General features: G+C 65.9%; 18 protein-coding genes and 1 tRNA gene. 12 read left to right on the forward strand and 7 right to left on the reverse strand.

Going from position 1 to position 21,021, the window contains the following annotated elements:
• Positions 1-9: 9 nt before the first annotated feature.
• Positions 10-609 (reverse strand): CGNR zinc finger domain-containing protein, encoded by a 600-nt coding sequence (locus ACSBQT_RS12875; protein ID WP_410708723.1) that lies wholly within the window; start codon positions 607-609, stop codon positions 10-12.
• A gap of 260 nt (positions 610-869) precedes the next feature.
• Here ACSBQT_RS12875 and ACSBQT_RS12880 point away from each other — a divergent pair, with 260 nt between their 5' ends.
• Positions 870-1,832: an EamA family transporter gene (locus ACSBQT_RS12880; protein WP_262778116.1), complete on the forward strand. Its 963-nt coding sequence runs from the start codon at positions 870-872 to the stop codon at positions 1,830-1,832.
• 74 nt (positions 1,833-1,906) lie between these two features.
• On the opposite strand, the gene ACSBQT_RS12885 is transcribed toward ACSBQT_RS12880, so the two are convergent.
• Positions 1,907-3,541: a DNA repair helicase XPB gene (locus ACSBQT_RS12885; protein ID WP_137211323.1), complete on the reverse strand. Its 1,635-nt coding sequence runs from the start codon at positions 3,539-3,541 to the stop codon at positions 1,907-1,909.
• A 136-nt stretch (positions 3,542-3,677) separates the two neighbouring features.
• Entirely contained in the window at positions 3,678-5,759 is a 2,082-nt protein-coding gene (locus tag ACSBQT_RS12890; protein WP_435001890.1) for a helicase-associated domain-containing protein, read from the reverse strand.
• A 73-nt stretch (positions 5,760-5,832) separates the two neighbouring features.
• Here ACSBQT_RS12890 and ACSBQT_RS12895 point away from each other — a divergent pair, with 73 nt between their 5' ends.
• From ACSBQT_RS12895 to ACSBQT_RS12915, 5 genes are all read left to right on the forward strand, one after another.
• Positions 5,833-6,063: a hypothetical protein gene (locus tag ACSBQT_RS12895; protein ID WP_410708721.1), complete on the forward strand. Its 231-nt coding sequence runs from the start codon at positions 5,833-5,835 to the stop codon at positions 6,061-6,063.
• 393 nt (positions 6,064-6,456) lie between these two features.
• Positions 6,457-6,837 carry a cold-shock protein gene (locus ACSBQT_RS12900; protein ID WP_167199047.1) on the forward strand — a complete coding sequence of 127 codons (381 nt, stop codon included), beginning with the start codon at positions 6,457-6,459 and terminating at the stop codon, positions 6,835-6,837.
• Positions 6,837-7,796: a DUF3027 domain-containing protein gene (locus ACSBQT_RS12905; RefSeq protein WP_410708720.1), complete on the forward strand. Its 960-nt coding sequence runs from the start codon at positions 6,837-6,839 to the stop codon at positions 7,794-7,796. Before ACSBQT_RS12900 ends, ACSBQT_RS12905 begins: the two co-directional genes overlap by 1 nt.
• A gap of 8 nt (positions 7,797-7,804) precedes the next feature.
• The gene (locus tag ACSBQT_RS12910; RefSeq protein ID WP_410708718.1) at positions 7,805-9,082 is read left to right on the forward strand and encodes an MFS transporter; all 1,278 of its coding nucleotides are present in this window, start codon (positions 7,805-7,807) and stop codon (positions 9,080-9,082) included.
• Between the two features lie 111 nt (positions 9,083-9,193).
• On the forward strand, positions 9,194-9,691 hold the full coding sequence (locus ACSBQT_RS12915; protein WP_410708716.1) for a DUF456 domain-containing protein: 498 nt from the start codon (positions 9,194-9,196) through the stop codon (positions 9,689-9,691).
• A gap of 215 nt (positions 9,692-9,906) precedes the next feature.
• Here ACSBQT_RS12915 and ACSBQT_RS12920 read toward each other — a convergent pair whose 3' ends face one another.
• The 3 genes from ACSBQT_RS12920 to serC form a co-directional block, all read right to left on the reverse strand.
• A complete protein-coding gene (locus ACSBQT_RS12920; RefSeq protein WP_410708715.1) occupies positions 9,907-11,172 on the reverse strand; it encodes an MFS transporter in 1,266 nt (421 codons plus the stop codon).
• 127 nt (positions 11,173-11,299) lie between these two features.
• Complete coding sequence (locus ACSBQT_RS12925) at positions 11,300-12,466, reverse strand: NAD(P)/FAD-dependent oxidoreductase (protein ID WP_410708714.1); 1,167 nt, start codon at positions 12,464-12,466, stop codon at positions 11,300-11,302.
• Between the two features lie 219 nt (positions 12,467-12,685).
• Positions 12,686-13,867: a phosphoserine transaminase gene (gene serC, locus ACSBQT_RS12930; protein WP_410708713.1), complete on the reverse strand. Its 1,182-nt coding sequence runs from the start codon at positions 13,865-13,867 to the stop codon at positions 12,686-12,688.
• 146 nt (positions 13,868-14,013) lie between these two features.
• Between serC and pdxH the strand changes: the two genes are divergently transcribed.
• From pdxH to ACSBQT_RS12960, 6 genes are all read left to right on the forward strand, one after another.
• Positions 14,014-14,685: a pyridoxamine 5'-phosphate oxidase gene (pdxH, locus tag ACSBQT_RS12935; protein ID WP_410708712.1), complete on the forward strand. Its 672-nt coding sequence runs from the start codon at positions 14,014-14,016 to the stop codon at positions 14,683-14,685.
• A 124-nt stretch (positions 14,686-14,809) separates the two neighbouring features.
• Positions 14,810-16,282 carry an aldehyde dehydrogenase family protein gene (locus tag ACSBQT_RS12940; protein WP_410708711.1) on the forward strand — a complete coding sequence of 491 codons (1,473 nt, stop codon included), beginning with the start codon at positions 14,810-14,812 and terminating at the stop codon, positions 16,280-16,282.
• A 263-nt stretch (positions 16,283-16,545) separates the two neighbouring features.
• Entirely contained in the window at positions 16,546-17,232 is a 687-nt protein-coding gene (locus tag ACSBQT_RS12945; protein ID WP_139908932.1) for a metal-dependent transcriptional regulator, read from the forward strand.
• A gap of 459 nt (positions 17,233-17,691) precedes the next feature.
• A complete protein-coding gene (locus ACSBQT_RS12950) occupies positions 17,692-18,519 on the forward strand; it encodes a C40 family peptidase (RefSeq protein WP_410708710.1) in 828 nt (275 codons plus the stop codon).
• Between the two features lie 479 nt (positions 18,520-18,998).
• Positions 18,999-19,499 (forward strand): HNH endonuclease, encoded by a 501-nt coding sequence (locus tag ACSBQT_RS12955; protein WP_139468172.1) that lies wholly within the window; start codon positions 18,999-19,001, stop codon positions 19,497-19,499.
• Between the two features lie 167 nt (positions 19,500-19,666).
• Complete coding sequence (locus tag ACSBQT_RS12960; RefSeq protein WP_410708709.1) at positions 19,667-20,731, forward strand: universal stress protein; 1,065 nt, start codon at positions 19,667-19,669, stop codon at positions 20,729-20,731.
• Between the two features lie 158 nt (positions 20,732-20,889).
• On the opposite strand, the gene ACSBQT_RS12965 is transcribed toward ACSBQT_RS12960, so the two are convergent.
• Positions 20,890-20,965 (reverse strand) — tRNA-Arg (locus ACSBQT_RS12965).
• Between the last annotated feature and the right edge of the window lie 56 nt (positions 20,966-21,021).

The following is a 21,021-nucleotide window of genomic DNA, read 5'->3' on the forward strand; positions in this document are numbered from 1 at the left end:
CTCCTCGGGTCAGTGGTGGGAGTCGGCGTCGTGGTGGCGGGCACGGAAGGCCGCGACATGCGTGCGGGTGGCGCAGCTGCCGGTATCGCAGAAGCGCTTCGAGCGATTGCGGCTGAAGTCGGCGAGGTAGGCGCGGCAGTCCTCGGCGGCGCAGCGCCCGAGCCGGTCGAGATCGCCGGAGCGGATGAGATCGATGAGGACCAGAGCGACATCGGCGGCCACTCGGTCGGCCAGGCTGGCTTGAGCACCGGTCGCGTGCAGGTGCCAGTCCCAGTGGTCGTGTTTGACCAATTGCGGCACGGACCCCGAGTCGCTCAGTGTGAGATTGATCTCATCGACGACCGCGACCGCCCCTGCTTCGACCTCGTCATCCGTCTCGGCGTCGATGCTCGCATCCAAAGCTGCGGCGAATCTGCGGCGCAGCTCCAGGGTCTCGTCGACGTCGCTCTTGGTGGCGGTCAGAGGTCCTGAGAAGTCGTGCCGGGCCGCGAATTCGCGGAGTTTCGCGGTTGTCGTCAGCTCATCGCCGCCGCCCGTGATGTCGCCGGAGGTGTTGAGGAGGTCGACGAGCATCGTGAGGTTCGCGCGAATGTCGTAGATGAAAGCCATGGTAAATCACATTCTGCCACAGGACGTAAGGACCAAAATGCACTTGACCCATTTCAATTTCAGGGCCGATACTGAAATCGGCAGCCATCGGAGCGCCTCGGCGAGGGGAACCGGCAATCGTCGGGCCGCCTCGTCGAGGGGATGATCCGGCACCGCACCATCCACTCAGCGTCGCGCTGTCAACTCGACACCGCACCACCACCTCGGGGACGTCTGTCCTCGTACGCCACTCAACGTTTCACCACATCAGGAGGTCAGGAATGAATCGCACCGTCATCGCAGGGTTCCTGCTCACTCTTGCCTCCGCGTTCTTCTTCGCGGTGTCGGGGCCGATCGCGAAGACGATGTACGCGATCGGGTGGACGCCGGGCGCGGTGGTGCTCATCCGCTTGGCTGGCTCCGCGGTCCTGCTGCTCATCCCCACCCTTATCGCCCTGCGCGGACGCTGGGGCGAAGTGCTCACGCACTGGCGCACCGTCGTCACCTACGGCCTGGTCTCGATGGCCGGTGTCCAAGGGTTCTACTTCGTCGCCGTCGAACACCTCACCGTGGCCGTGGCGCTGCTGCTGGAGATGACCGCGCCGATGCTCATCGTCTTCTGGATCTGGGCACGGACGCGGACCCGGCCGGCGACCGTGACATTCATCGGGGTCGTCGTCTCCATGATCGGGCTCCTGCTCGTGCTCAACCTGCGCGGATCGTCGATCAGCATCTTCGGCGTGGTCATGGCCATGGCTGCCGCGGTCTGCCTGGCCAGCTACTTCCTCGTCTCTGCGAAGGACACGATCACGATCCCACCGGTCGCGCTGACCGGTCTGGGCATGGGGATCGGGGCGCTGGCGATGTCGGCCATCGTGCTCGCCGGCATCATGCCGTGGAACGCGGTGACGGCGGACGTCGACTTCGGCGGGGTGTCGATGTCGTGGGTCGTGCCGATGGCGATGATCGTCGTCTTCACGGTCGGCGCCTACATCACCGGGATCCTCGGTCTGCGCTATGTCGGGGCGACGGTCGGATCGTTCGTCAACCTCGTCGAGGTCCCGTTCTCGGTCATCGTCGCCTGGCTGGTGCTCTTCGAGATGCCCGCCCCGATCCAGCTCTTCGGCGGCGTGTTCATCCTCGGCGGCGTCGGCTTCATCAAGTGGGGCGAGTCCCGCCTGGCCCGCCGCGTCGCCCGCCGCGAGGTCGTCGCCAAGTCCGAACCCTCCCTCATCACTACCTAATTACTACCTGAGGGCGGCCCGGCAACCTGGCGCCAGGTTGCTGGGCCCCCGTCAGGTAGCAATTGAGGGGAGTGTCAGCGGACTTCGATGCTGTAGCTGTAGCCCTGCTCGGTGAGGAAGCGACGGCGCTGGGCGGCGAAGTGCTCATCGACGGTGTCGGCGGCGACGACCGTGTAGAACGTGGCCGAACCCTTGTCTTCCTTCGGACGCAGGATCCGTCCGAGGCGCTGAGCCTCCTCCTGCCGGGATCCGAAGGCTCCGGAGACCTGGATCGCCACCGAGGCGGCCGGCAGATCCACGGAGAAGTTCGCGACCTTCGAGACGACGAGCACCGGAATCTCCCCGGACCGGAACTCGCGGAAGAGCTCCTGGCGCACCGATTCAGGGGTCTGCCCTGTGAGCACGGGCGCACCGAGTTCGGCTCCGATCTCCTCGAGCTGGTCGAGGTACTGACCGATGACGAGGATCTGCGCATCCGGATGATCGGCGACGAGCTCGGAGACGATCGGCAGCTTCGCATCCGATGTCGCCGCCAACCGGTACCGGTCCTCACCGTCGGCGCGGGCATACGCGGTTCGGGTTCCGCCGTCGAGGCGGACGCGGACTTCATGGCAGGCCGCCGAAGCGATATAGCCGAGCCGTTCGAGTTCCTTCCACGGCACCTCGTACTGCTTGGGCCCGATGAGGGAGAACACCTCGTCCTCGCGTCCGTCCTCACGCACCAGCGTTGCGGTCAAGCCGAGGCGACGGCGAGCTTGCAGGCTTGCGGTCAGTCGGAAGATCGGTGCCGGCAGCAGGTGCACCTCGTCATAGATGACCAGGCCCCAGTCCTTGGCGTCGAGGAGCTCGAGGTGGAGGTACGAGCCCTTCCGCCGGGTGGTGAGCACCTGGTAGGTGGCGATGGTGATCGGACGGATCTCCTTCGTCGATCCCGAATATTCGCCGACCTCGTCCTCGGTCAGGGTGGTGCGGCGCAGGATCTCGTCCTTCCACTGCTTGGCCGAGACCGAGTTGGTCACGAGGATGAGCGTCGTCGTCTGCACCCGAGACATGGTGGCCACACCGACGACCGTCTTCCCCGCACCGCACGGCAGAACCACGACCCCGGACTCACCGGACAACGACTGGTCGATCGCCTGCTTCTGGTAGTCGCGCAGATGCCACTGACCGCCGTGGGCATCATCGGACAGGGAGATCTCGTGGGCTTCGCCGTCGACGTAGCCGGCGTGGTCGGAGACCGGGTGGCCCAGCTGCAGCAGGGCGTGTTTGAGTTCGCCGCGCTCGGAGGGGTGGACGAGGACGGATTCGGCGTCGATGCGTTTGCCGAATTTGCCGACGAGGTCGGGCTGGCCGACGAGCTCATCGAGCAGTCCCGTCTCCGTCGAGGTCAGGGTCAGACCGTGGATCGGATGGTCGATGAGGGTGAGCACACCGAATCGGTCCATGATGTCGACGATGTCGACGAGGAGCTCATGCGGGACGGGGTACTTCGCGAATTCGAGGAGCACGTCGACGACGGATTCGGCATCATGGCCGCTGGCGCGAGCGTTCCACAGCCCCAGCGGAGTGATCTCATAGGTGTGGATGTACTCCGGGGTCCGCGACAGCTGCGCGAACGGGGCGATCGCCACGGCCGCCTCAACGGCCAGGGGATGTCCCGATTCCAGCAGCACAGTCCGATCGGACTGCACGATCAACGGACCATTCATTCAATACTTCCCTTCCCGAAGTGTGATGACACCAGAGGACACAACACGTCCATCACCCCGATTGTTCCCGCTCTAAGCTACCCGACGGGGGCCCAGCAACCTCGCGCCAGGTAGCTGGGACGCCGTCAGGTAGCAATTAGGGGGAGGGGTCGACGGAGACGATGCGGGCGACGGACAGGGAGGCCTCGGCGCCGGTGGTCGTCACCACTCCGCGGACGCGGCCGGCGTTGAGGGTGGCTGGCAGCATCTCGATCGTCCGCTCCTTGCCGTGGGAATCCGCGATCCGAATGAGCACGCGTTGCTTCGCCTCCGCCGCTTCCCGCAGCCGATCCATATGTCCCAAGGGCTCGTCCGTGCTCACCTGTGCGGCCGCCGTCGGTGCCGACCGCAGGATCCGAACATATTCGCCGAGGTGGCCGTCGCTGACCCGCGGACGTCGCCTCACGCTGACCTCGGGTTCCGATTCGGTGAGCACCCGACGTTTGCGCACCGGCCGGGCCGCCGAATGCAGCAGAGCATGATGATCCCCGGCCTCGAGCAGGTGCATCGTCCGCTCCGGGCCCAGCTGAGCGATCGCCACGGTCGGAGCCAGACGTTCGAGACCGGCCGACATCATGGCCTGATCGGAGAGGATGACATCGAGGTCGACCGGATCGTCGACGATGAGTACCGCCCGGGCCCCTGCCACCCGCACTCGGCGCAGCTTCGAGGCCGTGTTCTGCACGAGGAATTCCAAGGTCGACGGCAGCTCTTCGGCAGTGATGCCCGCGAGCTCGGCCAAGGCCTCCTCCGGGGTGATCCCGGACTGCATGGTGTCTTCGATGGTCTCGCCGTCGATGCGATAGACGGTGCCCTGGCCGCGTGCTTCGACGACGGCATATTTGCGCAGAATATGGTGGACCCGCGGCTCGATCGGGCCGGTGGCCACCGCGGTGAGATCGGACTGGATGAGCACCGTGTCGACCTCGGCCCCGAGCCCCTCGGTGACCGTTGCGATGACATCGCCGGGCACTGTCAGGGCGTCGACGGACACACCCAACGGCAGGATCGAGGGGTCCTGCTTGGCATGCTCGGCCATCGCCCGATCCAGTCCGGCGGCCAGACGGAGTCCGAACCGGCTCGGACCGAAATGATCCGGCTCCTGCAGCGGAGTCGTCGCCAGCCCGAAACTCACACAGGTATGGAGAACGGCCTCGGTCATCGCGAAGTCGTGTGCCGGCAGCAGCGGATGCCGACGCAGCGCCTCGGCGTGGATCCACTCGGCCGACCGTGCCGAACCCAGACCGATGTCATGGAGGACAGAGAGCACGGCGAAGCGCAGCAGCGGCATCGCCGGCACCGACAGCCCATAGCCCTTGAACAGGGACTTCTTCGGAGCTGCGAGCACGGTGAGGCGTTCGTTCTCGCTCGCCCCCGCCGCCAGCTGCGTGACGTCGAGCAGATCGCGCAGCCACGCCCCGACCAGCGCCGCCCACAGTTCGGCGCGATCACCGGCGAGGGCGGAATCGGCATCGTCGGCGGCCGTCCACTGCGGATCGAGCGCATCGTCGAGGACTCCGATGAGGTGCAGCGATTTCGCCGCCTGCAGCAGGGTGATCGTCTGCTCGAGACTCAGTTCGAGGGTGCGGGCGAGTCGGGAGACGTCCCGTTTCGAGATGCCGCCGCTGGTCAGCCGGGAGATCGGGGAGGCGGCGAGCTCGTCGACGAGGCCGCGCAGGGATGAGATGACCTCGGCCACGGCGGCCTGTTCGCTGTTGTGGATGAGAGGCTGACCGATCGCGGCCGTGCTCGAATCGATCGATGAGGGGTCGATCTGCCAGGGATAGGCTCGGGCGGATTCGGCCGCCGAGGTGGGCAGCAGGGTGATGGCCTCGGACTGGATCCGCCAGATCCCGTCCCCACCGGCCGGCCATGCCAGGCCGAGGTCGCGCAGTCGGGGCAGGGCCGCCTCGGCGAGGGCGGGATCGATATGCGCATTGCCCGTGATCTTGATCTCCGGCGTCGTCCGGGCCGCCTTGGCCAAGGCGATGAAGACCTCGAGCGACTGCGCGTCGAGGGCTTCGATGCCACGGGAGACCCCGATGCGCGAGGACGCGGCCGCGGCCAGCGCCGCCATCGTCGGGGACTCGGGTTGGAGGAGGTCGCGACGGGTCCGGACGAAGGACTCGAAGTCGGCATCTGCACTGTGGGACAGCCACTGGCTGAAGGTCATTGACATCGCAGATCAGTCTATCGCGAGGGGTACAATGGAGGCGCAGAGAAGGATCAGAGATCGGACGGAAGGACGCGCATTGTCAGCCACTCGAGTCGACACGACCATCGTCGTCGCCGCGGTTGCCGCCGCAGCCATCGGGGCGCTCGGCCTCATCGGCGTCCTCGGCCAGGCCTGGATGGGACTCACGCCCAGTCCGCTGCTGACCTTCCTGCCCATGATCCTCGTGCCCATCGCCGTCATCCTCGCCTGCGTGGCCATGATCCGAGCCGCCCTCCGACGCAGACAGACCGGGGTGGGCCACCGCTGAAACCATCACTCATGCCTCGCCCCGCAGGTCCGGGTGCGGGCATGAGCCCCACCCGCACAGTGTGATCGAAGGGTGCGGATCCCCACCTCGCCGAGGCGGTCGACCACCCAGTCGTGTACGCACCCGTGATCTCCCGCCGCCGATAAGGCGCTCGCCGCCACCGTGCACGTGACCTTCACGGATCGGTGAGAGTCAGGGGACACAACGCCGATGCGATGCGCCCGGCCTAGTCTGACCGTCGGTGATGAGGGCGCACGAGCACAGCGATCACATGATCTGACCAGCTTCCCGGCTGCGGAATCCAACTCCACAGCCGACCGACACACGGCCCGCACCAGCGGGCACCGTGCGATCAGCCCGCATCAGCGGGTACGAACAGACAGAAAGGACATCATGCCCACCGGACGCGTGAAATGGTTCGATGCCGACAAGGGCTTCGGCTTCGTCATCGCCGAGGACGGCTCACAGGCCTTCCTCCATTCCTCCGTGCTGCCCGAAGGACTCGAAGTCACCAAGGGCACCCGACTCGAATACGATGTCGTCGATTCCCGCCGCGGAGCGCAGGTGCTCAAGGCCCGCCCCCTGAACACTCCGGCCAAGGTTGCCAAGGCCCGCCGACGTCCGGCCGTGGACATGGCAGTTATGGTTGAAGATGTCATCAAAGTATTGGATGACCTCAACAACGGACTGCAGCACGGCCGTTATCCGGACCCCACCCATGGGAACAAGGTCGCCAGCCTGCTGCGGGCGATTGCCGACGATTTGGAGTCCTGATGTCATCACTGTTCAGTGATTGGCTGGCCCGGCAGACCGCCGCGCCCGCCGAGAGCGACGCCGAACAGACCACCGAGGCAACCCCGGGCGTTGACGCGCCCGCCGCCGCGGGTGAAACGACCGCCGCTGCAAGTGCGGTCGCTGAGGATTCCGGCACGGCCGCCTCGGCGAAGGCATCGAAGACCGGTCGTGCGCGATCGGGCACGGAGAAGGTCGTCCTCGACACCCAGCTGGCCGCGGCGATCGATATCGCCCGCACCGCCATCACCGAGGTGGCCGGCACCGCCGTCGTCGGCGAACACCTGGGCACGGTGGCCGAGGCGACCCGCCTGGTCACCCACTACTTCGTGTGCACCGACCCGACCTACCGCGGTTGGCGGTGGGTGGCCGTGCTCGCCCGTGCCCCGCGCGCGAAGAAGGTCACGGTCTGCGAAACCGCGCTGCTGCCCGGTCCCGATGCTCTCGTCGCCCCCGAATGGGTGCCGTGGGAGGAACGTCTCGAACCCGGCGATATGGGCCCGCGGGATACCCTGCCGAAGCTCGACCGGGATCCGAACCTGCAGCCGGGCTTCCAGCAGACCGAGGACAATGCGGCGGACAACGTCGACCAGATCCAGAACTTCGAATTCGGTCTCGGTCGTGAACGCGTGCTCTCCTCCGACGGGCTGAGCGCGGCCGCGAGCCGGTGGTCGGAATCCGATGCCGGACCCGACAGCGAGTTCGCCTCTCGCGCGGCCGGACACTGCGGCAGCTGCGGCTACCTCATGCCGATCGCCGGATCGCTGCGTCAGAAGTTCGGGGTCTGCGCCAATGCGTGGTCGCCGTTCGACGGTCGCGTGGTCGGACTCGAATCCGGGTGCGGTGCGCATTCGGAGACCGATGTGAGACGGCCGAACAACGAGCCCGCTGAAGCCGTCGTCGACGACTACTCCGGCGAGCTCGAGTTCCAGGAGGGCTGAACCTCTCGATGTCCCAGATGTTCCGGTCACTGTCGGAGCCGAACTACCGGCACTGGTTCGCCGGTGCCCTGATCTCCAACACCGGGACATGGATGCAGCGCACGGCGCAGGACTGGATCGTCCTGACCATGCTCACGGACAACAACGCTTCGGCGTTGGGCCTGACCATGGCTCTGCAGCTGGGTCCGCAGCTGATCATGTTCCCGTTCGCGGGAAACCTCGTCGACCAGTTCGACAAACGGCGTCTGCTCATGGTCACTCAGGCGCTGCTGGGATTCATCGGACTCGTCCTCTTCGTCCTCACCATCACCGACGTCATCGTCCTCTGGCACGTCTACGTGCTTGCGTTCACGCTCGGGATGCTCACGACCCTGGACAATCCGGCCAGGCAGGCCTTCGTCTCCGAACTCGTCGGTGAGAAGCTGTTGCCGAACGCCGTCAGCCTCAACTCGGCGTCCTTCAACGGCGCCCGCATGATCGGACCCGCCGTGGCCGGTGTGCTCACCGCCGTCATCGGACCCGGTCCCGTCTTCCTCATCAGCGGACTCGGCTTCGCAGCGACGCTCACCGTGCTCCTCCGGCTCGACAAGTCGAAGCTGCATCCTTCCGGTCGACGCGGCAAGGGCGGAGTCCTCGGCGGACTGAAATATCTGCGCAGACGTCCGGACATCACGGTCGTGCTCGTCGTGCTGTTCGTCGTCGCGACCTTCGGATTCAACTTCAACATCTACACGGCGACGATGGCGAAGATCGAGTTCGGCAAGGACGCCAGCGGCTTCGGTCTGCTCAACTCCGTCATGGCCATCGGGTCCGTGACCGGGGCGCTCGCCTCGGCCAGGCGGGAGAAGCCCCGCCTGCGCTTCATCTTCGGCGCCGCCGGCGGATTCGGTATCGCCGTCGGCGTGGCATCGCTGATGCCCAACTACTATCTCTTCGCCGCCTCGCTGATGTTCGTCGGCTTCGCATCGCTGACGATGATGACCTCGGCCAACGCCTATGTGCAGACGACGACCGCGCCGAACTACCGCGGCCGAGTCATGGCCATCTACGCAGCCGTCGTCATGGGCGGCACCCCGATCGGGGCACCGCTGGCCGGCTGGGTCGCCGATGCCTTCGGGCCGCGGATGGCACTCGTCGTCGGAGCCGCCTCGGGGATCATCGCCTTCGCCGTGGGGCTGCTGTGGATGATCACGGCCAAGGACCTGCGCCTCCACCGGGACCCGAAGTCCCGGATCCGGCTGCACATGAGCTATCAGGGCCGGCCGCCCGGCGGCAGCGGACACTGACGGGTTCGAGCGGGATTCGGCACTCGGCGGGCCCGGAGGTTCGTGTCATAGAATTTCGATCGACCGCCTCGGCGAGGGATTCGAGGGTCGAGCGATGGAAACGGACGGACTGTGACAACTGACATCATCACCTCGGTGCTCGTCGGCCTGGCGATCCTCGTCGGCTGCCTGGGCATCATCGTGCCGGTGCTGCCCGGGTCGATCCTCATCGCCATTGCGGTGCTCATCTGGGCGATCATCATCGGCGGACCGAGCGCGTGGATCATCTTCGCTATCGTCGCCGTGTTCGTCGCGGCCGGGATGAGCGCCTCGCTCGTGCTCACCGGCCGCAAACTCAAGTCCATGCAGGTGCCGAACTCCTCGGTGCTGCTGGGCGGGGTGCTCGCCGTCATCGGCTTCTTCGTCATTCCGGTTCTCGGCCTGCCGATCGGCTTCGTCGCCGGCCTCTACCTCGCCGAGTATGCCCGCCTCAAGGACGGGAAGACGGCGTGGAACTCCAGCTGGGAATCGATCAAGGCGATCGGCCTCGGCGCTGCCATCGAGTTCATCCTCGCCATGCTCGCCGCCATCACCTTCGGCATCGGCGTGCTCATCCACTTCTTCGGGTAAGGGCCGGTCACGGTCAGCCCCGGGCCGGCGGATGGCATCCCGCACCGTTACTGTCACACCGCACTCAGAGTGGCTTCACCGCGGGTAAGGTCGGGACCCCTCACCGACAGCGGCAGAACACCGCGTTGCAACGGGGTGTTCTGCGGCTAAGGGTGTGGGATGCCTGAGGCGGACCGGTGAAGCGGCGCGAACCTGTTCCGCCAGGTATGCGATTCTCAGTCGCGGTCGAGTCGCGCAGCCCTAAATGGCGAAAACCACAGTCCGATTGCTGTGAGAGCGAAGATCGCGGCTGCGAGGACCAAGGCGAAATCGGTGCCGGTGGCAGCTGCGAGGAATCCGGCCAGCGGCGAGACTATGACGATGACGGCGCGGTTGATCGAACGCATCGTCGTGTTCGTCCGCGCCTGGAAACGGTCAGGAGTGATCGACTGTCGGTAGGCCATCTCATGTGAGTTGCTCAGCCCGATCCCGAAACCGTGCAGGAACATCCCGGTGAACAGGATGATCGCCGAGGCGACTGTGGACCGGCCGTTCCCCGCCTCGCCGTCCGCGGCGAGTTCGGCCGAGATGAGAACCAGCACTCCGATGGCCGAGCCCACGTGGGCGAGGATCACGGTCCGCCCGGATCCCACGCGACGCCCTACCGTCCCTGAGCTCAGCGCTCCGGCGATGCCGCCGAGTCCGCTTCCTCCCATGACGATGCCGAAAGCGACGGTGTTGAGCCCGACGTCGCTGAGGAAGTACACGGCAGTGACCGATGCCAGAACCGCCTGCCCGGCGAACCAGATGTGTGTCCACACAGCGAGGTCCCTCAGCGTTCGAGTCGTATACACCCACTTCAGGCCGGCTGCGATTTCGTGTCCGAGCCGCCGTTTCGGCGGTGGCGGCGACTGCGGCGGTAGCCTGGGTTCTTCGACGCGGAACAGTGCGACGACGATCGCGGAGAACAGAAAGGTCGAGACATTGACGAGAACGGCCAGAGGAGCGGAGATGACGGCGAGAAGCGCACCGCCGAGTGCGGGTCCGGCGGTCTCTGCTGCCGCGTTGGTGCCGTCGATTCGGGCGTGGGCGGGCTGCAGGCTGCTCCGGGTGACGAGGCGGGGCAGAAACGCCTGCGAAGCGCTGTCGTTGACCAGTGTCGCCGTTCCCAGAAGCGCGACGAGTAGGACGAGCACGCCAAGATCGAGCAGATCGGCGAACCACAGAGCGGGGATTGCACACAGCAGAATTGCTCGCACCAGGTCGGTTCCGATCATGACTGGTCTGCGTCGCACCCGGTCTATCAGTGCCCCGAGCACGAGACCGAACAGCAGGTAGGGCAACCACCGGGAGGCGTTCAGCCAGCCCAAACCGACAGTACCCGCGTGCAGATGGTCGACGACGATGACCTGCAGGGCGATCATGGTGATCCAGCTGCCGAAACCAGAGACGGTTTCGCCCGCCCAGAACCAGCGGAAGGCTCGGGGCAGCGCCGCAGTCATAACCTCAGGCTAGCAAACCGCGAAACCCACCCGACAAGCATCTGCGGCCGCGGAGACAGTCCTCAAGTCATTGAGCCAGCCCGCGGATCACAGCGCCGAACCGCAACGCTCAGTGTCAGACCGCAGCTCACAGCGCCAGGTGGGCGATCTCCGTTGCCTCTTCGCCGAGTATCAGCCTGGCCAGCCCGTCGCCGATGAGCGGACCCATCGTAAGTCCACCGGCTCCGAACCCCGAAGCCAGCCACAGTCCGTCCGCGCCCGGGACCGCTCCCGCGTAGGGCAGCGCCCCCTCCCGCGTCGACATGGGGCGTACGCCGATCCGGGCCTCGAGGACAGTCGCCTCGGCGAGGCCGGGGGCGATCCGCAGCGCGTCGTCGAGGACCTGTTTCGTGCCGGCGGCCGTTGCGCGGACGTCGAAGCCGACGCCGTCCTCCCTGGTGGCTCCCGCGACGATGCGGCCTCCGTCGAACGGGGTAATGTAGTGGTGGTCGAGCGGGTGAATCGTCGGCCACGGCGATGTGTTGACCCCGCGCAGCCCCAGATGGAGCAGCTGGCCACGCTGAAGAGTGATCCCCACCTGGTGACCGAGTCGGTCGAGGAGATCAGCACTCCGTGCCCCACCTGCGATGACGAGCGCGTCGAAGTCGTCCATCGCCGAGGTGGTGCGAACCGACCATGTTCCCCTGCTCGAAGTTCCCCTGCCCGATGCGGTGATGACCTGCGCGGAGTCAGCGACGAACTTGGCGCCATACTGCCGGGCCCCGGTGAGGATCGCATCTCGCAGAACCCGCCCGTCGACACGTCCGCCTCCGGTGATGAGGAGTCCAGTCATGTTCGGAGCGATCGGAGGGAAGAGCTCGGCCAGCTCCGCCGCATCGATGTCATGGATCTCGCCAGCGACGGATCTGGCGGCCGCCACACGCTCACGGATAGTCGCAGCCGCCTCGGCGAGAGTGTCCGGGTCATTGTTGACGACGAGGGCACCGGATCGGCGGTAGCCGAGGTCCGGGATGCCCAGCGCAGTCAACCGTTTGAGAAACTCCGGATAGAAGTTTCCGCCGGCTGCGTACGTCTCGTAGTAGGCGCCCGTGCTCGTCGACACCCACGGTGCGATGATGCCTGCGCTGGCCGCTGTAGCCTGCCCGGCCGTGGCATCGTCGACGATGGTGACGTCGACGCCGCGGTAAGCGAGGGCGAAAGCGGTGCTGGCCCCGGCGATGCCGCTGCCGATGACGCCGACGCGGGCACAGCTGTCGACGGTGCGTGCTCGTGCTTCGGTCGCGGTGCTGGTCACGGTGCGCCTCCCCGGGCAGATCCTTCACAACGGCGGTTGCCGCCGATCAGTCACGAGCCTACGCCCCGCAGCACGATCTTTTCGGAGTGGAGGTCCTCCGTCCCGCTGGCGGCATCCCGCACCATAAGCGCCGGAACATCCCGTAAACATCAGAACGCCCCGTTGCAACGGGGCGTTCTGGCATTACGTGGAGGAGTTGCGCGGACGGCGCGCTGCTCGTTATTTGAGGGCGTCGATGACGAAGTCGATGCAGTCAAGCAGTGCCCGCACATCGTCGGGGTCGACGGAGACGAAGGTCGCGATGCGCAGCTGATTGCGGCCCAGCTTGCGGTAGGGCTCGACGTCGACGACGCCATTGGCTCGCAGCACCTTGGCCACGGCCGCCGCGTCGACCGACTCATCGAAGTCGATGGTGGCCACGACCGATGAGCGGTCGGCCGGGTCGACCACATAGGGGTGGGCCGCCTCAGCGGAATCCGCCCAGTCGTAGACGAGTCCGGAGGACTCAGCGGTCCGTTCGGCCGCCCAGGACAGTCCGCCGTTGCCGTTGATCCACTCGATCTGCTCGGCGAGCAGCAGCAGGGTCACCACCGCCGGTGTGTTGTAGGTCTGGTCCTTGGCCGAGTTCTCGATCGCGGTGACCAGGTCGAGCGAGGTCGGGATCCAGCGTCCGGAGTCTTTGATCTCCTGCGCGCGGGCGATCGCGCGCGGCGACATGATCGCCACCCAGAGTCCGCCGTCGGAGCCCATGTTCTTCTGCGGGGCGAAGTAGTAGACGTCGGTCTCGGCGATGTCGACGGCCAGCCCGCCCGCTCCGGAGGTGGCGTCGATGACGACGAGAGCATCTTCGGCGATCCCGGTCGGACGTGCGATTCGGGTGGCGACGCCGGTCGAGGTCTCGTTGTGGGGCCAGGCGAAGACGTCGGCGGCGTTCTCGCCGGTGGCCGCCTCGGCGGGGGAGTCCACGAGACCGGCGGCAGCCAGGGCTTCGGGCGACGGGACCGCGGACGTGCCCGGCTCGGCGTTCAGGATGAGGGAGGACTTCAGGTGTGGGGCGGTGCCGGTGGCCTTTGCGAACTTCTGACCGAACTCGCCGAAGGTCGCGTGGGCGGCCCGTTCGCGGACGAGGCCGAATGCCGCGACGTCCCAGAACACGGTGGACCCGCCGTTGCCGAGCACCACTTCGTAGCCCTCGGGCAGGCTGAACAGCTCGGCCAGTCCGGAGCGGATGCGGCCGACGAGGTTCTTCACCGGCGCCTGGCGGTGGCTGGTGCCGAGCACCTCGGTCGCGGCCGAGGTCAGCGCCCCGATCTGGGCGGGGCGGATGCGGGCCGGGCCGGACCCGAAGCGTCCGTCGGCGGGCAGGAGGTTCTTCGGGATCTCAATATTCGTCGCAGTCACGTTCGACATTCTACGGCGGGCCCGCCCGGCGCCCGGGACCGGTCCGTCATGTGACGGACGTGCCGTCTCGACATTCCCAGTCTCGACCGCCCCGCCGAGGCGGGACCCGGCTGACTCGTATCCGTGCCGCGTCGTAGAGTGAAGGCATGAGTGAGCCCGTCGATCGTCTCCCGCAGACCCGGAAGTCCTATGACTCAGCCGTCTTCGAACACCCGGACGCCGCACCCCTGGATCTGCTGCGCCAGTGGTACGACGAGGCGGCCGACCATGTCCGCGAACCGAATGCGATGACGGTCTCGACGCTCGACGAGTGGGGCCCGAGCTCGCGCATCGTCCTGCTCAAAGGCCTCGACGAACGCGGACTCCTGTTCTTCACCGACTACGACTCCGCGAAGGGCCGGCAGCTGCAGGCCGACCCCCGCATCGCCGTGAACTTTCCCTGGCAGGACATGGAACGACAGGTCCGCATCCGCGGCCTCGCCGAGGTGGCCGCCCCCGAGGACTCGGACGCGTACTTCGCCGTGCGCCCCCGTGGATCGCAGATCGGGGCGACCGTGTCCAAGCAGTCCCAGCCGGTGACCAGCCGCGAGCAGATGCAGGCCGAATACGATGCCGCGACGGCCGAGCTCGAGGGCCAGGACGTGCCGCGGCCCGACCATTGGGGCGGATTCCGCGTGCGCGTCTTCGAGATCGAATTCTGGCAGGGCCAGCAGAACCGGTTCCACGACCGGTGGGTCTTCCGCCGTGCCGACGGCAGCCACGAAGCAGCTGACCTCGACGACTCCTCGGCCTGGGAGGTCGTCCGTCTCTACCCCTGAGGCTCAGCCCCAGGGCACTGGCTTTCCGTGTTGCAGAATGAATCGGAACACGGTGCCGGCCACCCAGCACAATGGTCACTACATGCGCACCGCAACCGGGCGCAGTCGATGCAAAGGAGCACCCATGACACCCCCAGCAGGCAGTACCCAGTACGGGCCCGACGCCGTCTTCGACAACCTCATCGGCGGCGCACGGGTGCCCAGTGAGGACCGGTCGACGAATACGAACCCGTCCGATCCTTCCGATGTGATCGGCCGCTTTGCCCGCGCGGATGCCGCCACGGTCGCCTCGGCGATCGATGCCGCGCGCGCTGCCGCCCCCGCCTGGGCGGACCTCGGCACACAGCAGCGATTCGCAATCCTCGACAAGGCCGGCAGCCTCATCGCCGAACGCGCCGACGAACTCGGCGATCTGCTCGCCCGGGAAGAGGGCAAACAGCTCGCCGAAGCCAAGGGCGAGGTGCTGCGCGCCTCCCAGATCTTCAAGTTCTTCGCCGGCGAGACCATCCGCAACACCGGTGAGGTCGTCGACTCGGTCCGCCCCGGGCTCATCGCCGAGATGACGCACGAGCCCATCGGCGTCATCGGCATCATCACCCCGTGGAACTTTCCCATCGCCATCCCGGCCTGGAAGATCGCCCCGGCCCTGGCCTTCGGCAATACGATCGTGTTCAAACCGGCCGAACTCGTCCCCGCCAGTGCGTACGCACTGGTCGATATCCTCGCCGAGGCGGGACTGCCCGATGGGGTCCTCAACCTCGTCATGGGGCCGGGTTCCGTGGTCGGGGACGCACTGACCACCTCGGCGAAGGTCGACGCCGTGACCTTCACCGGATCCGTCGCCGTCGGACGATCCGTCATCGCATCGGCCGCGGCACACCAGATCAGCGTGCAGTGCGAGATGGGCGGGAAGAACCCGCTCGTCGTGCTCGGCGACGCCGATCTCGAGGCGGCCGCCGAGGCCGCGATCAACGGAGCCTTCTTCTCCACCGGCCAGCGCTGCACCGCGTCCTCCCGCCTCATCGTCACTTCCGATGTCCACGACGAATTCGTCGGCCTGCTCAAGGAGAAGATGGCGTCCCTGACCGTCGGAGACGCCCGCGCCGAAGGCGTCGCCATCGGACCCGTGGTCTCCAAGACCCAGCTCGACCAGGACCTCGATTACATCGCCAAGGCCCGAGCCGAAGGCGGGGAGGTCACCGGCGGTGAGCTCATCGACTCGGACACGGACGGGTATTTCCTCGCTCCCGCGCTCGTCACGGGCACGAAGCCGGGCGACACGATCAACGTCGAAGAGGTCTTCGGTCCGGTCGCCTCGGTGATCGAGGTCGCCGACTACGACGAAGCGCTGGCCGTGGCCAACGACACCGAGTTCGGACTGTCCGCGGGCATCTTCACGACCTCCCTGAAATATTCGACCCACTTCAAGCGTTACGCCGATGCCGGAATGGTCATGGTCAATGCCCCGACGGCAGGAGTGGACTATCACGTGTCCTTCGGCGGACGGAAAGGGTCGAGCTATGGTCCCCGGGAACAGGCTCGGGCGGCACGCGAGTTCTTCACAGTGCACAAGACGTCCTACACGAATGCGGGCTGAGCAGACCGGTGCGAATTCCTCCCGAGCGGGCAGATGCACACCCCGGTCGAGCCGTCGGGTGGCGACCGAAGCCGCGTCCGGGACGGGGCGATTCCTCGACTCACGGGATTTGCTGAACGCACGATAGGATTGGGGCAGATCGCAACGGCCGCGAACGGGTTCGCCTGTGCGGGGCGGAGCAGGGTCGGAACGACCCGAAATGGTGACAACGCCTGAAACGTTCGAAACGACCTGAAGACGAAGAGTGGAGTGGCTGGTCAGAAGTGAACGACCTCATTGATACAACCGAGATGTACCTCAAATCGATCATCGAGCTCGAGGAACAGTCGATCGTGCCATTGCGTGCCCGCATCGCCGAGCGCCTGGATCACTCCGGCCCCACCGTGTCACAGACGGTGGCGCGGATGGAGCGCGACGGACTGCTGCACGTGGGCAACGACCGCCATCTCGAGCTCACTCCGGAGGGCCGACGGATCGCCACCGACGTCATGCGCAAGCACCGTCTGGCCGAGCGTCTCCTCTCCGATGTCGTCGGACTCGAATGGGAACTCGTCCACGACGAGGCCTGCCGCTGGGAGCACGTGATGAGCGAGCAGGTCGAGCGCAAGCTCGTAACGCTGCTCTCCGAAACTTCCACCGGGCCCTACGGCAACCCGATCCCCGGACTCGACGTCATCGGCGGCGAAGCCTCGAAGACCACCGACGTCATCGACCTCGCCACGGCAGTCGGCCGGGACGGCGCGAAGAAGCTGACCATCGCCTGGCTGGCCGAACCCCTGCAGGTCGATATCCATCTGCTTCAACAGTTCCAGGTCGCCGGCGTCCTGCCGGGCAGCGACGTCGAGATCTCACGCAACGGCGAATACATCACCGTGCAGGTGCCCGGAGCGCAGGACGTACTCGACCTGCCGGTCGAGACCGCCTCGCACGTCTTCGCCTACCGAAGCTGAGACGCCCAGAAGCCTCCGCCCGATAGCGACGAGACTGCGTCTCAGCAACGGGACGAGACGCAGTCTCGATAACGGCACGGCTGTGTCTCGATAACGACGAGACCGAGCAACGGTAACGAAAGAGTGGGTGCTCGAACCCCGATTCGTTACAAATCACTGTGATCTCTGACCCAGGGAGTGGATTCTCCACCCCTGGGTCACGTCGTATAACGAGAAAATGTTACGAATATTTCAAGCCATTTTGAGCCTCTGACCTGCGAGTTTATGGAAAACATCACGGTTTCCCTCCGGTGGTTGTGACAAAAACGTGACAATCAGTCACCGATTGGTTACAGTTGTGGAGGTCGTTCACGCAATGACGACTTCACAGCGAGATCCGAGCGCCACGCTCGCCGTGAGATACCAAGGACCGATAGTGGCGGTTGGCTGAGAGCAGCCAATAGGGACGAGAGGGAAAACGTGGCAACTAAGCAGCATGGCCGCCGCGCCGCCGATGCCAAGGTCAAGACTCCACTGACCGAACTCACTGAACTTCTGAACGCCAACTCGGGCGTCTTCGGCCGTCGTGCAGCAGTGGTCGCTGCCAGCGGTGGTCTGCTGACCGCCGCAGTGATGCCGGCCGCCGGCCAGGGAGCCGACGACCAGAGCAAGGTCTCCGCAGAAGCCGAGACCACCCAGAAGGTCGACTTCGAGAACCAGACCGTAACCATCGGCGACGACTCGAACAGCAAGAAGGACAAGAAGGACGACGAGAAGTCCGATTCCTTCGGTGTCGAGAGCAAGGCCATCACCGCTGAGGCTGCTCCGAAGCCCAAGCCCAAGCCGAAGCCCGCTGAAACCTCCTCCGCTGACTCCGATGAGCCGGCCGGAACCTCCGACGACACCGCCAACAGCGGATCGTCCGACTCGGGCGAGTCCGACTCCAAGGACTCGGGATCCATCGACGGATCCAAGGCCGAGCAGGTCCTCGCCTGGGCCCAGAAGGGCGTCGGAACCCCCTACGTCATGGGCGGAACCAGCCAGAGCGGCTGGGACTGCTCCGGCTACACCTCGTGGGTCTACAGCCACGTCGGCGTGAACCTGCCCCGCACCTCCGGTGCTCAGAAGGGTGCAGGACAGATCGTCTCGCAGTCCGAAGCCAAGCCCGGTGACCTCATCTGGCACCCCGGCCACGTCGGCATCTACGCCGGTGGCGGACAGATGTACGATGCCGGTTCGCCGAGCTCGGGAACCTCGAAGCGCAGCTACAGCTGGATGGGCAACGTCACCTTCATCCGCGTTCTCTGATTCTCTTTCCGAAAGCTCCCTGTACGACTCGACGGTCCTCGAGTTGTACAGGGAGCTTTCGTATGCCCGGAAACTTCGGGCGCCCGCTGTTCGGCCCTGCAAGCTCGCCGAGGCGACTCATCGGAGCAGTCCAGGTGCCCGTGCTCCCGCTCGCACCTACCAGATTCGGTGAACGGAAACCGAAGTTTCCGTGACGCGAGCCGTATGAATTGGGTCACGGGCGCGCGCGGCGTTACTCTGGAGAAGATTGAGTTCCATAAATGGTGGGCACCAAGTGGTGTCGACCGCTGATGCGAAGGAAAGCAGATGGGGCATAGTCGAATAATTCGAATAGCCGCTCCAGTCTCTGGTGCGGAGTACATATCTGTCTCCGTGCCCTCTTTCCCAGGCGTCGTGCCCATGAGCACGGCGCCTTTTGTGTTCCCTGGGGCCGGGGCAGCCGGTTTCGGCCCAGTAGAGAAGAAGATGAGGGGCGAGATATGAAGACTCTCGTGCTGAACGCCGGTTATGAACCGCTGTCGATCGTTCCGTTCACACGAGCCGTGGTGCTCGTGCTGACCGGAAAGGCGACAGTCCTGGCCGCAGAGGACATTCCGGTGAGATCCGAGCACATGAGTCTCGATCAGCCCTCCGTCATCCTGCTCACCCGCTATGTGCGCCCGCCCAGCAACCGCCGCGTCTCGCTCTCCCGTCGCGGAGTCCTGCGTCGGGACGGCCACCGCTGCGCCTACTGCTCGAAACCGGCGTACACCGTCGACCACGTCGTCCCACGGTCCCGCGGAGGAGCGAACACCTGGGAGAATCTCGTCGCGTGCTGCCGCGAATGCAACAATCGCAAGGGCAATCGCACTCTCAGTGAGATCGGATGGAAGCTCAGCTTCCTTCCGCAGGAGCCCCGCCTCGGTCAGCTGTGGATGCGTGGGATCGACAAACCCGTCGAGAAGTGGCGACCATTCCTCGAGTACTCCAGCGCCGCCTGACAGCAACTCCAGCGCCGCCTGAAAACGGGGCATCGTCCCAGATAGGGGACCGTGTTGTCCATATGTTGGCGCAATTCGGATAACGATGTGACATAGGTGAAGTTCTCACCGTCAATGTGCTCTAGGGTGGACGAAACAGAAGTTCGCTTCGACCCAAGGAGCTTGCGATGAGTGAGCAGGATCGCCCACAGAACCCCGACCCGGCCCCGGCCGGTGAGCCCGAAGCCGTCATCGTCGGAATCGACGGTTCGCCGCCGAGCCGCAACGCCCTGGCCTGGGCGATCCAGGAGGCTCGCTCCCTGAACCGTCCGATCCGCCTCGTCGGCGCCTACACGATCCCGAGCGTGGCCGCAGCCGCTATCGATGTGTCCTATGTGCCCATCGACGACAGCTCGATCCGTGCGGCGGTGACGAACACGCTCAAGGAGGCCGCCGCCGAGGTGAAAGCCGCCGGTGTTCCCGTCGAGGCGGTCATCGAGATCGGAGACGCCGCCGGTGTGCTCATCGACGAATCGAAGACCGGCTGCCTCACCGTTGTCGGCTCTCGCGGGCGCGGCGGCTTCGCCGGTCGTCTCCTCGGCACGGTCTCGAGCGCTCTGCCGGCGCACTCCGCGTGCCCGACGGTCGTCGTCCCCTCCTGCTGGGACAACCAGGCCGAGCGCCCCGCGCACCCGACCTCGTCCCGGCCGATCCGACAGGACGGAGTCGAGGTCGAAACCCACGACCCGAATGCCGAGTCGATCGAAGGTCTGCGCTTCGACGGGAAGGTCGTCGTCGGCGTCGACTCTCTCGGCGCCGAATCTCCGGCACTGTGGAAGGCGGCCCGGCTCGCTGTGCGCCGTGGCTCACCGCTGCACATCGTCGCCGTCATCACCACAACGGTCATCGGTCCCGAGTGGCTGCCGAGCACCGCCGACCTCGAACGCCTCGTCAACGAGGGCGCGGACAAGCTCGTCGTCGCCAAGCAGCGTCTGGCCGAGGAGTTCCCCGATCTCGACGTCACGTGGACGCTTTTCGACGGCCAGCCCGCCGAGGTGCTCGTCCGCGCCTCTGACACGGCTGAAGTGCTCGTCATCGGATCGCGTGGCCGCGGCGGATTCGCCGGCCTCCTGCTCGGTTCGACCTCGCAGTCGGTGCTGCCGTACTCGCAGTGCCCGACGATGGTCGTCCGCGTCGCCCGTGATCACGGTCGCCGCAAAACCAACGAGGCCCCGGCAGAGCCTGGCCTCTAGACCCCGCCCGAGTCCGAGAATCCCGATCACGAAGCTCGGGTCCGGGTCCTTCAGGCCGGAAGACAATCACCGAGGCGGCCGATCGATACAATCGGCCAACTCGGTGGTGGTGGGTCTGGGCGACATCGGCAAGTGGAACTTGTTCAGTCAGGTGGTTCTGGCGCCCCCGGGCAGATTCGAACTGCCGACACCCGCTTTAGGAGAGCGGTGCTCTATCCCCTGAGCTACGGGGGCCAGGTGGTCATCCTCAACCACGATCACCCAGTGTAGCGTAGAAGAAACCTCACTGT

Source organism: Brevibacterium sp. H602, from assembly GCF_051172395.1.
GTDB lineage: Bacteria > Actinomycetota > Actinomycetes > Actinomycetales > Brevibacteriaceae > Brevibacterium.